At 71.5% G+C, this 13564-nt stretch carries 15 protein-coding genes; 10 read left to right on the top strand and 5 right to left on the bottom strand.

The features are described 5' to 3' along the window. Window positions 1-32 precede the first annotated feature (32 nt). Together ACFWVV_RS07260 and ACFWVV_RS07255 are read right to left on the bottom strand one after the other, a co-directional pair. The gene (locus ACFWVV_RS07260) at window positions 33-968 is read right to left on the bottom strand and encodes a M56 family metallopeptidase (RefSeq protein ID WP_384348841.1); all 936 of its coding nucleotides are present in this window, start codon (window positions 966-968) and stop codon (window positions 33-35) included. Window positions 969-1114: 146 nt separating this feature from the next. Beyond that, a complete protein-coding gene (locus tag ACFWVV_RS07255) occupies window positions 1115-1738 on the bottom strand; it encodes a DUF5134 domain-containing protein (RefSeq protein ID WP_384348844.1) in 624 nt (207 codons plus the stop codon). A gap of 167 nt (window positions 1739-1905) precedes the next feature. On the opposite strand from ACFWVV_RS07255, the gene ACFWVV_RS07250 reads away from it, so the two are divergent. Further along, window positions 1906-2454 (top strand): GNAT family N-acetyltransferase, encoded by a 549-nt coding sequence (locus ACFWVV_RS07250; protein WP_384348847.1) that lies wholly within the window; start codon window positions 1906-1908, stop codon window positions 2452-2454. A gap of 68 nt (window positions 2455-2522) precedes the next feature. On the opposite strand, the gene ACFWVV_RS07245 is transcribed toward ACFWVV_RS07250, so the two are convergent. Together ACFWVV_RS07245 and ACFWVV_RS07240 are read right to left on the bottom strand one after the other, a co-directional pair. After that, entirely contained in the window at window positions 2523-3206 is a 684-nt protein-coding gene (locus ACFWVV_RS07245) for a glycerophosphodiester phosphodiesterase (protein ID WP_384348850.1), read from the bottom strand. A 68-nt stretch (window positions 3207-3274) separates the two neighbouring features. After that, window positions 3275-3400 (bottom strand): hypothetical protein, encoded by a 126-nt coding sequence (locus ACFWVV_RS07240; protein WP_384348853.1) that lies wholly within the window; start codon window positions 3398-3400, stop codon window positions 3275-3277. Window positions 3401-3936: 536 nt separating this feature from the next. Here ACFWVV_RS07240 and ACFWVV_RS07235 point away from each other — a divergent pair. From ACFWVV_RS07235 to ACFWVV_RS07220, 4 genes are all read left to right on the top strand, one after another. Then, window positions 3937-5334, top strand: coding sequence for a DUF6421 family protein (locus tag ACFWVV_RS07235; protein ID WP_384348856.1), 1398 nt, complete (start codon window positions 3937-3939; stop codon window positions 5332-5334). 26 nt (window positions 5335-5360) lie between these two features. After that, window positions 5361-6122 (top strand): SDR family NAD(P)-dependent oxidoreductase, encoded by a 762-nt coding sequence (locus ACFWVV_RS07230; protein WP_384348859.1) that lies wholly within the window; start codon window positions 5361-5363, stop codon window positions 6120-6122. Between the two features lie 38 nt (window positions 6123-6160). Further along, a complete protein-coding gene (locus ACFWVV_RS07225; RefSeq protein ID WP_384349087.1) occupies window positions 6161-7255 on the top strand; it encodes a threonine aldolase family protein in 1095 nt (364 codons plus the stop codon). An 84-nt stretch (window positions 7256-7339) separates the two neighbouring features. Then, window positions 7340-7933 (top strand): transglutaminase family protein, encoded by a 594-nt coding sequence (locus tag ACFWVV_RS07220; RefSeq protein ID WP_384348862.1) that lies wholly within the window; start codon window positions 7340-7342, stop codon window positions 7931-7933. 33 nt (window positions 7934-7966) lie between these two features. Here the strand turns inward: ACFWVV_RS07220 and ACFWVV_RS07215 are convergent, their stop codons facing one another. Continuing rightward, on the bottom strand, window positions 7967-8689 hold the full coding sequence (locus ACFWVV_RS07215; protein WP_384348865.1) for a lysophospholipid acyltransferase family protein: 723 nt from the start codon (window positions 8687-8689) through the stop codon (window positions 7967-7969). 266 nt (window positions 8690-8955) lie between these two features. Between ACFWVV_RS07215 and ACFWVV_RS07210 the strand changes: the two genes are divergently transcribed. From ACFWVV_RS07210 to ACFWVV_RS07190, 5 genes are all read left to right on the top strand, one after another. Then, window positions 8956-9285: a thioredoxin family protein gene (locus tag ACFWVV_RS07210; RefSeq protein ID WP_384348867.1), complete on the top strand. Its 330-nt coding sequence runs from the start codon at window positions 8956-8958 to the stop codon at window positions 9283-9285. A 212-nt stretch (window positions 9286-9497) separates the two neighbouring features. Then, window positions 9498-10022 (top strand): flavin reductase family protein, encoded by a 525-nt coding sequence (locus ACFWVV_RS07205; RefSeq protein WP_384348869.1) that lies wholly within the window; start codon window positions 9498-9500, stop codon window positions 10020-10022. 211 nt (window positions 10023-10233) lie between these two features. Then, complete coding sequence (locus ACFWVV_RS07200; protein ID WP_384348872.1) at window positions 10234-11019, top strand: electron transfer flavoprotein subunit beta/FixA family protein; 786 nt, start codon at window positions 10234-10236, stop codon at window positions 11017-11019. A 100-nt stretch (window positions 11020-11119) separates the two neighbouring features. Further along, the gene (locus ACFWVV_RS07195; protein WP_384348875.1) at window positions 11120-12082 is read left to right on the top strand and encodes an electron transfer flavoprotein subunit alpha/FixB family protein; all 963 of its coding nucleotides are present in this window, start codon (window positions 11120-11122) and stop codon (window positions 12080-12082) included. 163 nt (window positions 12083-12245) lie between these two features. Continuing rightward, window positions 12246-13541 carry a DUF6986 family protein gene (locus tag ACFWVV_RS07190; RefSeq protein ID WP_384348878.1) on the top strand — a complete coding sequence of 432 codons (1296 nt, stop codon included), beginning with the start codon at window positions 12246-12248 and terminating at the stop codon, window positions 13539-13541. Window positions 13542-13564 lie beyond the last annotated feature (23 nt).

Raw genomic sequence — 13564 nt, 5'->3', positions numbered from 1 at the left:
GGGGGATCCTTGCCGCCCTGCGGCGGATCAAGCTACCCCAGCGCGCTGAGCCCGGGCACGAATGCCACCACCAGCGGTACGGCGGGTACCAGCGCACACGCCGCCGTCAGCCGCAGCCGACGGGCGGGGCTGAGCCGCGGCACGGGGGACAGCAGCCGGTTCACCCGCTGCGGAAGCCCGGTGCCGGGCGCCGACGAAGGGCCGAACACCCCGCGGTGCTCGTTCAGTTCGACCAGGGCGAGCGCCGTCGTCAGCCTCCCGACCCGCTTCGACGCCATGTCGTCGGCGGCCAGTTCGACCAGGTGGTGCATCTCGTCGCGGAACGCGGCGAACACCGGGATCCGCGGAAAACCCTCCGCCAGCGCACCCGAGCAGTGCAGCAGCCAGTCGTGCCTGGCCCGCGCGTGCCCCTGCTCGTGGGCGACCACCGCGTCCAGCTGACGTCCCTTGAGCCGGCGCAGCGCCGCCGTGGTGACGACGAGCCGGGGCTCGGTCCCGGGCAGCCAGCGGGCGTCCGGCTGCTCGCCCTCCAGCACCACGAGCCGGTCCTCGCCGGGCTCCTCACCGGGCAGCGCCGGGGCGCGCACGAGGAGTTCGGCCCGGTGCTGCCTGCGCCGGGTGCGCGCCCGGTGGATCTCCCGGGTCAGCATCGCGGCCGTCCACACCCCGCAGCCCGCCAGGACGACCGCGAGCACGGCAGCCCAGGGGCCGCCCGCGCCCAGCGCGTACGCCTCGACGACTCCGTGCGGCGCTGAGGCGAAGACGTGGCCGCGTACCAACTGCCAGGCGGCTGCCGCACTGAACGTCATCGCGAGCGCGAAGCACAGCAGGACACCGCCCACCACGCACTGCCACATCCACAGCGCGACCACGGGCTCCCGCTCGCGCCAGTCGGTCGCCGCGAGGAGGCGCGGAGCGACGACGGCGGTCAGCAGGCCGAGTACCAGCAGCGCCAGGGAGACCGTCATGGGCCCAGCCTATGAGGGCGGCCCCGGGCGCGGTACGGGCCAGAGCGGGGAGTGACGTACGACTCATCGGCCCCACGGCTCATCGGCCCCAGGGCGGCCGGACGCCGGGCCCGGAGGAGGACCGCCAGAGCCCCGGGCGCGGTGCTTCAGAGCGAGAGCAGCATGGTGAGCATGGCCAGGGACATCGACAGGCGGCATGCGAGCGCCAGTTCGGGGCGGGCGCCCCAGGCCACCGTCGCGCCGCCCGGGGTGGCCGCGGCCGGGGCGGGCAGCAGCCGCGCCCCCGCCCGCAGTACGTACACCGTGTAATAGACCAGCAGTGCCCCGGTCAGCAACGGCATCCCGCCCGCAGCCCCGTGCCCGGTGTGCCCGCCGCCGCTGCCCGGCGCCATGGCCATCGCCATGTACACCATCGCCACGGAACCGACGAGATGGTGCAGCCGGTGCGCGGCGGCGGGCGCCGCGTCCTCCAGGTGTCCCCCCGGGCCCGGAGCAGGGTTGTAGGTGCGTCCGTGCGGGAGGCCGTGCCACCACAGGGCCCGCAGCGCGGCCGCTCCGAACACCACCGCGTACACCGCCCAGCTCCACTCCGGCGGGGCGAACACGGCGGCGGGCACCGCCATCACGGCCATCGCGAACCCCATCAGCGCCTCGCCGCGGGCCACTCCGCGCTCCTCCCTCGGTCCGCTGCGCATCCGCAGCAGGCAGTAGGCGCTCGTCAGCCCGCACAGTGCCACCAGCAGCCAGCCGGACATCGCCGGTCCGTGCACGGCGTCCCTCCCCGATCGGGTACTCCACGACGTGTCGACAGGTCGAGGAGTCGATGCCCCCGATCGCCGGGGCACACGCATGCGCAAAGGCACACAGGGGGAGCGCGGGGCGGCGCTAAGCTCACTGGGAAATCCTCCGCACCACCTGTCCAAGGGGAACCGCAGTCATGAGTACCACCGCGCGCCCGGCCCCCGGGGAACTGGTCTTCCGCGACGCCGCCGAGGCCGACGCCCCCGCGCTCACCGCCCTGGTCGAATCGGCCTACCGGGGCGACGCCAGCCGGGCCGGCTGGACCACCGAGGCGGACATCCTCGAGGGGCAGCGCACCGATCCCGAAGGCGTGCTCGCCGTCATCACCGCCCCCGGCAGCCGGCTGCTCGTCGTCGAGCGCGACGGCGGAACCGTCGCCTGCTGTCAGCTCGAACACCGCGGCGACGCCGCCTACTTCGGCATGTTCGCGGTACGCCCCGGGCTCCAGGGCGGCGGCGTCGGCAAGGCCGTCCTCGGCGAGGCGGAGCGGCTGGCGAAGGAGACCTGGGGGGTGCGGGAGATGCACATGCAGGTGATCTCCGTACGGAACGACCTCATCGCCTGGTACGAACGCCGCGGCTACCGCCGTACGGGACGGATGACCCCCTTCCCGTACGGCGACGAGCGCTTCGGAGTCCCGCAGCGCGACGACCTCCAGTTCGAACTGCTGCTCAAGGAGATCTGAGCAGCAGGGTCGTGTTCCGGCCGGTCATCAGGTCATGAACCGGCCGGTGGAGGTCGTGAGTTGGCCGGTCAGGCCATGAACCGGCCGGTCCTGCGGATCTCCGGGGAGTCCGTCGTCACCCCGTCCAGCTCCAGCGCGCGGGCCAGCCGCAGTTCGTCCAGGGTGTTCACCACCCAGCCGATCACCCGCAGCTTCTCCGCGTGCGCGCGGCGGACCGTCTCCAGGGTGAGCCGCTGGATGTCGAGGACGACGGCACCCGCCCCGGCCGCCAGGGCCCGGTCGACGACCTCGGGGCCGTAGAACTGGGCGACCAGGGCGGTCCGCACCCCGGGTACCAGGGACGACATGAGCGTCAGGGCCTCGTCGTGGAACGACAGCACCTCGACGCGGCCCATCAGATCACGCCGGTGCACGACCTCGGCCAGTGCCCGCGCGGCGGCCACGTCCTTGATCTCGGCCTGCAGCGGTGCCGAGACGGCGTCCAGCACCTCCTCGAAGAGCGGAATCCGCTGACCGCCGCCGGCGTCGAGGGTGCGCAGCTCGGCGAGGGTCATGCCGCGGATCGCTCCGTGCCCGTCGGTGGTGCGGTCGACGTCGGCGTCGTGCATCACGACGAGCGCGCCGTCCTTGCTCAGGTGCAGATCGAGTTCGATGACGTCCATGCCCGCCTGCTGGGCGTGGACGAAGGAGCTCAGGGTGTTCTCGGGCTCGACACCCATGACTCCGCGATGACCGATGGTGAGGAAAGACAAGGCGATCTCGCTTCCGTCGACGGCGGCTCAAGGCGACTCGGCACTCACACGCGTGGACTCCTGAAAGCCTAGCGGCCCGCTTCCGCGACGGAACCCGGCCCGCGTGCGGAAGGGGAATCCGACGCCTGGATGTTCGCGATGCCGAGGATCAGGGCGGTGACGACGGCGGCGAGAAGGAGGGTGCGCATGCTCATGGGGACAGCTCCAGGCACAAAAGGGGGAGTACGTCGGTACGTACGACAGGGTGGGACCGTCCTACCGCCGCGCGGCGGCCGGTTGGCGCACCGTCACCCGTCCGTGGGTGTGTACGGGGGGAGTTGACGCGCGGCGGTGTGCGGGGGAACCGGCGTGTGCGGGGGCGCGCGGGTACTCCCGGCGGCGTCCGGCGCCGGAGCCGGTGCGGGGCACTCCGGGCTGCGTCCGGCGCTCATATGTGCCGACTCCGCGGGCAGTGTCTCGGAGCGGAGGGTTCCGGTAGCCCGGCCGCACATCCTCCGGACATCTCGCCGCCGCGTGCCATGGGTCCCCGGGAATGACGGGGTCGCCGGTGCACTCCCGTACCGTCTTGGCCGTCGTCGCCGGAGCCATCGCCGCCTCCGGGGGGTCCGACAGGAAGACTTACGGCGATCCGGGGGGTGCGGCAGGATAATTTCTCCTGGCCCCTCTTGTGCGGAAGAACCGTGCACGGATACGGTTCCTTGACGCGAGGTTCTCCTGTGGAGGAAGTGACATGACGCAAAATCTGGTGCAGGACATTGCCGGTGGGGGCATAACCGAGGCCTCGCGGGTGGTCGACCACCCGGCCTGGAGCGCCCTCAAGGGCTCCGTCGAGGAGATCCGGCCCTGGCAGTCCGCCGACGGCTCCATCGACTTCGACGCCGAGGACGCCCCGGCCCGCAGTACCGTCCGGGCAGCGGTGGACCAGGTGGTCGCCGCAGTCGAGGAGCTCTCCCCGCTGCTGCCGCACGACGCGGCCTACCACCGGGCGCTCGCGGACGACCTCCGCCGCTGGGCCGACACCGGATTCGGCGTCCCCGACTTCCTCGACTCGCTGCTCGCCTTCCAGCCCGCCCAGTCGCGCGCGGACGGCCTCCAGCACCTCGTCGTCTTCCCGATGTACACCCAGAACGGCAACCCGGACCGCAACTTCGAAGCCGTCGTGCTGCGCATGGTGTGGCCCGAGTGGCTGGCGGAGCTGGAGCGCACCCGCTACGACAACCCGCTGTTCTGCGGCATCACCTTCGAGGACTTCACGGCGGGCTACGACACCAACTCCGCCGTGCTCTTCCCGGAGACCATCGCCGTGCGCCAGGCGCCGGAACGATTCACCTGGGGCGGCATCTTCTGCGACCGCGAAGCGGCCCGCTTCCGCGCCGTCACCGAGGCGGCGGTGGACATCCTCGGGGTGGACCTTCCCCAGGACATCCGCGCGATGGTCGCCGACCAGGACCGCTGCGAGCAGGCCTTCGTGCTGTGGGACATGGTCCACGACCGCACGCACAGCCACGGCGACCTGCCCTTCGACCCCTTCATGATCAAGCAGCGCCAGCCGTTCTGGATGTACGGGCTCGAGGAGCTGCGCTGCGACCTCACCGCCTTCAAGGAGGCCGTGAAGCTGGAGGCCGACGGCGTCGAGCAGGGCCGCGACGTGCAGTACGCGGTGCTCTTCGACCGGATGTTCCGCTTCCCGGTCACCGGTGAGCGGGTCCGCAACTACGACGGGCTCGGCGGCCAGCTGCTCTTCGCCTACCTCCACAAGCACGACGTGCTGCGCTGGACCGACAACACCCTCAGGATCGACTGGGAGCGGGCCCCGCAGATCACCAACCAGCTCTGCGGCGAGATCGAGGACCTGTACCGGGCGGGCATCGACCGGCCGAAGCTGGTGCACTGGTTCGCCGCGTACAACCTGGTCGCGACGTATCTCGCGCCGCACCCCGGCTCCCGCTGGGCCAAGGGCCCCGACGCCCTGGACCTGTCGCTGCCGCCGCGGAAACTGGTCGACGACGTGCTTCCGGACGAGTTTCCGCTGAGCATGTTCTATGAGGCGCTTTCCAAGAAGCTCAAGACCGTGATCGCCTCGACCAAGGGCATCACCGCGGCGGGCGCCGAGCGGGTGGCCGCGTGAGCCCCCGCGCCGAGGAGGCGACCGACATGAACGCAGCCAACCCCCCCGAGGGTCCTCTGGACGGTGCCGTCATCGCGGTGGCAGGAGCGGCGGGGCCCGCGGGGCGCGCCACCTTGCTGCGGCTCGCGGAGGCCGGTGCCACGGTCGTCGGCGCGGACGCCGACGTGGCCCGCCTCGCCGAGGCCGTCGACGCCGCCCGCTACGCGCACGGCGGGGCCACCGTCATCGGCGAGACCGTCGACCTGCTCGACCTCGAAGCCACCCGCGCGTGGGCGGACAAGACCGAGAAGGAGTTCGGCCGCATCGACGGCATGGTGCACCTCGTCGGCGGCTGGCGCGGCTCGGCGACCTTCGCCGAGACCGACCTCGCGGACTGGGACCTGCTGGAGAAGCTGCTGATCCGCACCGTGCAGCACACCTCGCTCGCCTTCCAGGACGGGCTGCAGCGCAGCGACAAGGGCCGCTATCTGCTGATCAGCGCGGCCGGCGCCTCGAAGCCGACCGCCGGGAACGCGGCCTACGCCGCCTCCAAGGCCGCCGCGGAGGCCTGGACGCTCGCTCTCGCCGACGCCTTCCGCAAGGACGGGGGCGAGGAGGGGCCCCGTACCGCTGCTGCGATCCTGGTGATCAAGGCACTGGTGCACGACGCGATGCGCGCCGAGCGCCCGAATGCGAAGTTCGCGGGATTCACCGACGTCACGGAACTGGCCGACGCCATCGCCGGGGTCTGGGAGAAGCCCGCATCCGAAGTGAATGGACAGCGCCTGTGGCTGACCCCCAAGCCGTGACCACGACGACCACGGTGACGACCACGACCACCACCTCCGTGACCACGCAGGGCCCCGCGGACCCGCCGAAGACCGACGCGCGCCGTCACCACGACCCCTCGGTGCGCGGCTTCGCCAGCGACAACTACGCGGGCGCCCACCCCGAGATCCTGGCCGCGCTGGCACTCGCCAACGGGGGCCACCAGGTCGCCTACGGCGAGGACGACTACACCGCACACCTCCAGCACGTGATCAGGAGCCACTTCGGCCCGTCCGCCGAGGGCTGCCCGGTCTTCAACGGCACCGGCGCCAACGTGGTGGCCCTCCAGGCGCTGACCGACCGCTGGGGAGCGGTGGTCGCCGCCGAGAGCGCGCACATCAACGTCGACGAGGGCGGCGCGCCCGAGCGGATGGGCGGGCTCAAGCTGCTCACCGTGCCGACACCGGACGGCAAGCTCACCCCCGAGCTGATCGACCGGCAGGCGTGGGGCTGGGACGACGAGCACCGTGCCATGCCGCAGGTCGTCTCGATCACGCAGAACACCGAGCTCGGCACCGTGTACACGCCCGACGAGATACGCGCGATCTGCGACCACGCCCACGAGCGCGGCATGAAGGTCCATCTCGACGGGGCCCGTATCGCCAACGCCGCGGCCTCCCTCGACGTCCCCATGCGCACCTTCACCAACGCCGTCGGCGTCGACATGCTGTCCTACGGCGGCACCAAGAACGGCATGCTCTTCGGTGAGGCCGTCGTCGTCCTGAACCCGGACGCGGTGCGGCCCATGGCGATGAAGCGGCTGCGCAAGACGTCGATGCAGCTCGCCTCCAAGATGCGTTTCGTCTCGGTGCAGCTGGAGGCGCTCCTCTCCCGTGACCTGTGGCTGCGCAACGCCCGGCACGCCAACGAGATGGCCCAGCGCCTCGCGGCGGGGGTCCGCGGCGTCGACGGCGTCGAGATCCTCTACCAGGTGCAGGCGAACGCCGTGTTCGCGCGCCTTCCGCACGAGGTCAGCGAGCGGCTCCAGAAGCGTTTCCGGTTCTACTTCTGGGACGAGGCGGCCGGCGACGTGCGCTGGATGTGCGCGTACGACACGACCGAGGACGACGTGGACGCGTTCGTACAGGCGCTCAAGGAGGAGATGGCGCGCTGACCGCCACCTCCCAGACTGCATAAATATGCGACCGACCGTAAAGTCATTGACTCACGGTCGGTCGCATTCCTATGCTCCCGGGCCATGGAGCTGATCCAGCACACCCCGGACCTGTCCGCGTACCTGGCCGCCGACGAGGCCGTCGACCACCACCACCCGGTGGTGAGGGAAACCGCGGCCCGCCTCGCCGCCGACGCCGCGGACTCCTTCGCGTACGCGCGCGCCGCCTTCGAGTTCGTCCGCGACGCCGTCCCGCACTCCGCCGACTCCGGCGACCCGCGCGTCACCTGGCGCGCCTCGGACGTCCTCGCGCAGGGCACCGGGATCTGCCACGCCAAGGCCCACGCCCTGACCGCCCTGCTGCGCGCCGAGGACATCCCGGCCGCGCTCTGCTACCAGCGGCTGGAGTACGACGGAGCGGCGGGCCACTGCGTGCACGGGCTGGTGGCCGTACGGTTTCGCGGCGGGTGGCACCGGCAGGACTGCCGGGGCAACAAGGCGGGGGTGGACGCGCAGTTCTCGCTCACCGGGGAGCGGCTGGCCTGGGTGCCGCGGCCGGAGCGGGGCGAGGTGGACTACCCGCTCCTGTACGCCGCGCCCCACCCCGGCGTGCTGGAGGCCCTCAGGACCGCCACGGACCGCCGGGGCCTCTGGGACGCGCTGCCGCCCTCCCTGTGAGACCGGCCCCGCCCGCGAGGCCGTCCGGCAGGCTCAGCCGGCCTCGCGCAGCTGTGCCGGGGTGGGTGCGGTGCCACCGAGGTGAGCCGGGATCCACCAGGTGTCCTTGTCGTCCTTCGGGCGCACCGGGTAGGCGCGCTGGGCGGCCTCCAGGAGCTCCTGCACGCGCTCGCGCAGCCGCCTGGTGAGGGCGCCCGCGTACTCGCCCGTCATGGGCTCCACCGGCTTGCCCACCCGGATGGTGACGGGGAAGTGGTTGCGGCCGAAGTTGCGCGGCCTGCCCTTGGTCCAGATCCGCTGGGTGCCCCAGACGGCCATCGGGATCAGCGGAACGCCGGCCTCCTGGGCGAGCCGGGCCGCACCCGACTTGAAGCTCTTCAGCGTGAACGACTCGGAGATGGTGGCCTCCGGGAAGACGCCGATGATCTCGCCCGAACGCAGCGAGTCCAGAGCGTGCTGGTAGGCGTTCTCACCCTGCTTGCGGTCCACCGGGATGTGCTTCATGCCGCGCATCAGCGGCCCCGACAGCTTGTGCCGGAACACCGACTCCTTGGCCATGAACCGCACCAGGCGCTTCTGCGGCAGCGCGGCGAGACCGTTGAACACGAAGTCCAGGTAACTGATGTGGTTGCTGACCAGCACGGCCCCGCCGGTGCGGGGGATGTTCTCAGAACCCTGAGTGTCGATCTTGAGGTCGAGCGCCTTGAAGAGCGTGCGTGCGGCGCCGACGACCGGCCGATAGACGAGTTCTGCCATGACGGGACCCTTCTCTGCCCGGGGAGGGTTCTCCCGGTGAAGTTACGCTGCCGTAGGTTTTCGGCGTCTGCCAGATCGTGCCCCATGTACGGCCGAGTAGCCAGTCCCCGAGTGCCCAATACGCGAGATTCTCGTCACGTCATGTGATGTCCGCTCATGCCCTGACCTGCTGCGGTGTTCGCACCGCCGGTCGCGGGGCCGGGAATCGTGGCACGCCGGGCCACGCTGCACACTGTGACGGCCGGAGTGTAAGGAGAGGGTGAAATATGACGGAACAGGAAGGTGCCCGCAGGCTGGGCGCGGCCGAACTCGGAGTGCGGCCGGGGGAGCGGGCCACGCTGGTCCAGTTCTCCAGCGCGTTCTGTCAGCCCTGCCGGGCCACCCGCAGGACCCTGGCCGAGGTGGCCGCCATGGTCGACGGCGTCACCCATGTCGAAGTGGACGCCGAGGACCACCTCGCCCTCGTACGGGAACTGGACATCAGGCAGACGCCGACCGTGCTCGTACTGGACGCCGGTGGCCGCGTCGTGCGCAGGGCGGCCGGGCAGCCGCGCCGCGTGGACGTCATCGCGGCCCTGGGGCACGCCGTCGGGTGACAGCACGTGATCAATCTCCCAGTGCCCGCGGTCCGGTACGTCCTTGACGGTGCGCGCCCCCGCTCGCCAGGGTGACGTCATGCCCCCGGAACTCCTTCTGCACGGGCGGGCCCACCTCGACCCGGTCCGCGACGCGAGCGCGCACCGTCCCGGTGTCTGAGCAGCCACGGACACCCCAGCCGCCCCCTCCGCCCCCGCCGAAGGGCCATTCCATGACGTTCCAGCCCGCCCTCGCCCCGGACCGCGCCGTTCCCCGGGACGCCACCCCCGAACTGCTCCGCTCGGTCTTCCGCAGGCACGCCGCCGGGGTGGCCGTGATCACCGCCGCGGGCCGCGAGGGCCGCCCGGTCGGCTTCACCGCCACCTCGCTCACCTCCGTGGCCGCCGAGCCCCCGCTGGTGTCCTTCGGGGTGGGCACCGGTTCCTCCAGCTGGCCCGTGGTCGCGGAGGCCGGGTACGTCGGCGTGCACATCCTCGGGGAACACCAGGAGGAGCTGGCCGCGACCTTCGCGCGCAGCGGGGCGGACCGTTTCGGCGCGCCCACGCGGTGGCATCCGGGTCCCGAGGGGGTGCCCGTCCTGGACGGTGTGCTGGCGTGGCTGGTGTGCCGAGTGGTGGCCAGGGTCCCCGCCGGGGACCATCGGATCGTGCTCGCCCAGGCCGTAGCCGGAGACCCATCGGGGCAGGGGCGGCCACTGCTCTACCACCAGGGGCGCTTCAACGCCCTGCGCGACTGAGAGTTCCCGGAAAGCGGCGCATGTCGGCGATTACACAGCGTTGGCAAGGTCACAGTTCAAAGCGCTTGCTTACGGGGAACGCTCTGGATGTACTGACGAGTAATATTCGTGTCGGAGCGCAAGCCGCCCCGACCGGAAACCGCCCCTTCAGGCGCCTATGCTGCCTGCAACGAGGCAGCCGACAAATAGACGATGCAGTAGGAGAGCCGGCGTGAGCTTGAGGATCGTTGTCTGTGTGAAGTACGTGCCCGACGCCACCGGCGACCGGCACTTCGCCGATGACCTGACGGTCGACCGCGACGATGTCGACGGTCTGCTGTCGGAGCTCGACGAGTACGCGGTCGAGCAGGCGCTCCAGATCGCCGACGAGGCCGACGACGCGGAGATCACCGTCCTGACGGTCGGTCCCGAGGACGCCAAGGACGCGCTGCGCAAGGCGCTGTCGATGGGCGCCGACAAGGCCGTCCACGTCGAGGACGACGACCTGCACGGCAGTGACGTCATGGCGACCTCGCTGGTGCTCGCGAAGGCCATCGAGAAGACCGGTTACGACCTGGTCATCACCGGTATGGCCTCCACCGACGGCACCATGGGTGTGCTGCCGGCGATCCTGGCCGAGCGCCTGGGCGTCCCGCAGGTCACGCTGCTCTCCGAGGTCAAGGTCGAGGACGGCACCGTCAAGGGCCGCCGCGACGGCGACGCCGCCAGCGAGCAGCTGGAGGCGTCCCTGCCGGCCGTCGTGTCGGTGACGGACCAGTCGGGCGAGGCCCGCTACCCGTCCTTCAAGGGCATCATGGCCGCCAAGAAGAAGCCGGTGGAGTCCCTGGACCTGGACGACCTGGCCCTGGAGGCCGAAGAGGTCGGCCTGGAGGGCTCCTGGACCGAGGTCAAGGCCGCGGACAAGCGCCCGGAGCGCACCGCGGGCACGATCGTCAAGGACGAGGGCGAGGGCGGCAAGCAGCTGGCCGAGTTCCTCGCGGGCCAGAAGTTCATCTAGTGGCCGGCGGGTCCGGGGCTCACCCCGCGGACCGGCACAGCGGGTGAGACCCGCCCCTCCAACCGCCCCCGTTTCTTCGCACTCGCAGGAGAGCAATCCCATGGCTGAAGTTCTCGTCTACGTCGACCACGTGGACGGTGCCGTCCGCAAGCCCACCCTGGAGCTGCTGACGCTCGCCCGCCGCATCGGCGAGCCCGTCGCGGTCTTCCTCGGCGCCGGTGGCGACGCCGCCGCCACCGTGCTCGGCGAGCACGGCGCCACCCGCGTACTGACCGCGGACGCCCCGGAGTTCGGCGACTACCTCGTCGTCCCGAAGGTGGACGCGCTGCAGGCCGCGTACGACGCCGTCTCCCCGGCCGCCGTGCTCGTCCCGTCCTCCGCCGAGGGCAAGGAGATCGCGGCCCGCCTCGCGGTCCGCATCAAGTCCGGCATCATCACCGACGCCGTCGACCTGGAGGCCGGCGACGAGGGTCCCATCGCCACGCAGGCCGTGTTCGCCGCGTCGTTCACCACCAAGTCGCGCGTCTCGCAGGGCGTCCCGGTCATCACCGTGAAGCCGAACTCGGCCCCGGTCGAGGCCGCTCCCGCCGCCGGCGCCGTCGAGGCGCTGTCCGTCACCTTCTCCGACGCCGCCAAGGGCACCAAGGTCGTCTCGCGCACCCCGCGCGAGGCCACCGGCCGCCCCGAGCTGACCGAGGCCGCGATCGTGGTCTCCGGCGGCCGCGGCGTCAACGGCGCCGAGAACTTCGGACTTATCGAGAAGCTGGCCGACTCGCTCGGTGCCGCCGTCGGCGCCTCGCGCGCCGCCGTCGACGCCGGCTGGTACCCGCACTCCAACCAGGTCGGCCAGACCGGCAAGTCGGTCTCGCCGCAGCTGTACATCGCCTCCGGCATCTCCGGCGCGATCCAGCACCGCGCCGGTATGCAGACCTCGAAGACCATCGTCGCCATCAACAAGGACGCCGAGGCTCCGATCTTCGACCTGGTCGACTACGGCGTGGTCGGCGACCTGTTCACGGTTGTCCCGCAGCTGACCGGCGAGGTCGAGTCCCGCAAGGGCTGACCTGCGCTTTCTGTACGACTCGGGGCCGCACGGCGTTTTTCGCCGGGCGGCCCCGAGCCGTTTGAGCGCGTGTCGCGGGCACCCATTGACGCGGATCACCCCCGACCATTAACTTCACTATGCGGATTGTTGATTCCGTGAAGCGGAAACCTGGAGGGTTGGAATGGGTCAGCAGGAGAAGGTGGCAACGAGCCTCGCCGGCGCGGTGAGCGAGGGGATCAGCGCTTCCCTCGTACCCGTGGACGAGGAGCTCGCGCGCCGCTACCCCGGAGACCCCGGAACCCGGCAGCCCGTCCACACCGTCTACGTCCCCGGCAACGTCTACGAGCCGGGCACCATCCGCTCCTGGGGCGGGACGGCACTGAAGATGCTCGACGAACACGCCCCCGACGCCGCCTCCTTCGCGGCCGTGCTGGGCCTCGACCCCTCGCTCGCCGACGCCGTCTACGACCGGGTGCGCGCCAAGCTGGAGCGCGAGCCGGTCGAGGACCTGCGCATCGACTTCGAGGACGGCTACACCGGCCCCGCCGACGAGGAGGACCAGTACGCGGCCCGCGCCGCCCGCCTGGTGGCCGAGGCGTACGCGAACGGCACCGCCGCCCCGTACATGGGCATCCGCATGAAGTGCTTCGAGGCCGCCGTCCGCGACCGCGGCATCCGTACTCTCGACGTCTTCCTCTCCGGTCTGATGGCGGCCGGCGGCCTGCCCGACGGACTGGTGCTGACCCTGCCGAAGGTGACCTACCCCGAACAGGTCACCGCGATGGTGCGCCTGCTGGAGGAGTTCGAGAAGGCGCACGGCCTGGACAAGGGCCGGATCGGCTTCGAGATCCAGATCGAGACCAGCCAGTCCATCGTCGGCGGCGACGGCACCGCCACCGTCGCCCGCATGATCGAGGCCGCCGAGGGCCGCGCCACGGGCCTCCACTACGGCACCTTCGACTACAGCGCCTGCGTCGGCGTCAGCGCCGCCTACCAGGCCAGCGACCACCCGGCCGCCGACCACGCCAAGGCGGTCATGCAGGTCGCCGCCGCGGGCACCGGGGTCCGCGTCTCCGACGGCTCCACCAACGTCCTGCCGGTCGGCACCACCGCGAAGGTGCACGACGCCTGGCGGCTGCACTTCGGCCTCACCAGGCGCGCCCTGGCCCGCGCGTACTACCAGGGCTGGGACATGCACCCGGGCCACCTGCCGACCCGGTACGCGGCCGTCTTCGCCTTCTACCGCGAGGGATTCGAGCAGGCCGCCGCCCGCCTGGCCGCCTACGCCAACCAGATCGACGGCGACATCGCGGACGAGCCCGCGTCCGCCAAGGCCCTCGCCGGCTACCTGCTGCGCGGCATCGACTGCGGCGCCCTGGACACCGCGGAGGTCGCCAGGCTGACCGGCCTGACCCGGGCGGACCTGGACGGATTCGCCTCACCGCGCCGCGGCGACCTCACGGCCAGCGCTTCGTAGAACCGTCCGCGGGCTCGCACCGC

This window comes from Streptomyces sp. NPDC058663 (assembly GCF_042716745.1).
Classification (GTDB): Bacteria; Actinomycetota; Actinomycetes; order Streptomycetales; family Streptomycetaceae; genus Streptomyces.
The sequence above is the reverse complement of the archived record's forward strand: the minus strand, read 5'-3'. Positions and strand labels throughout refer to the sequence as shown.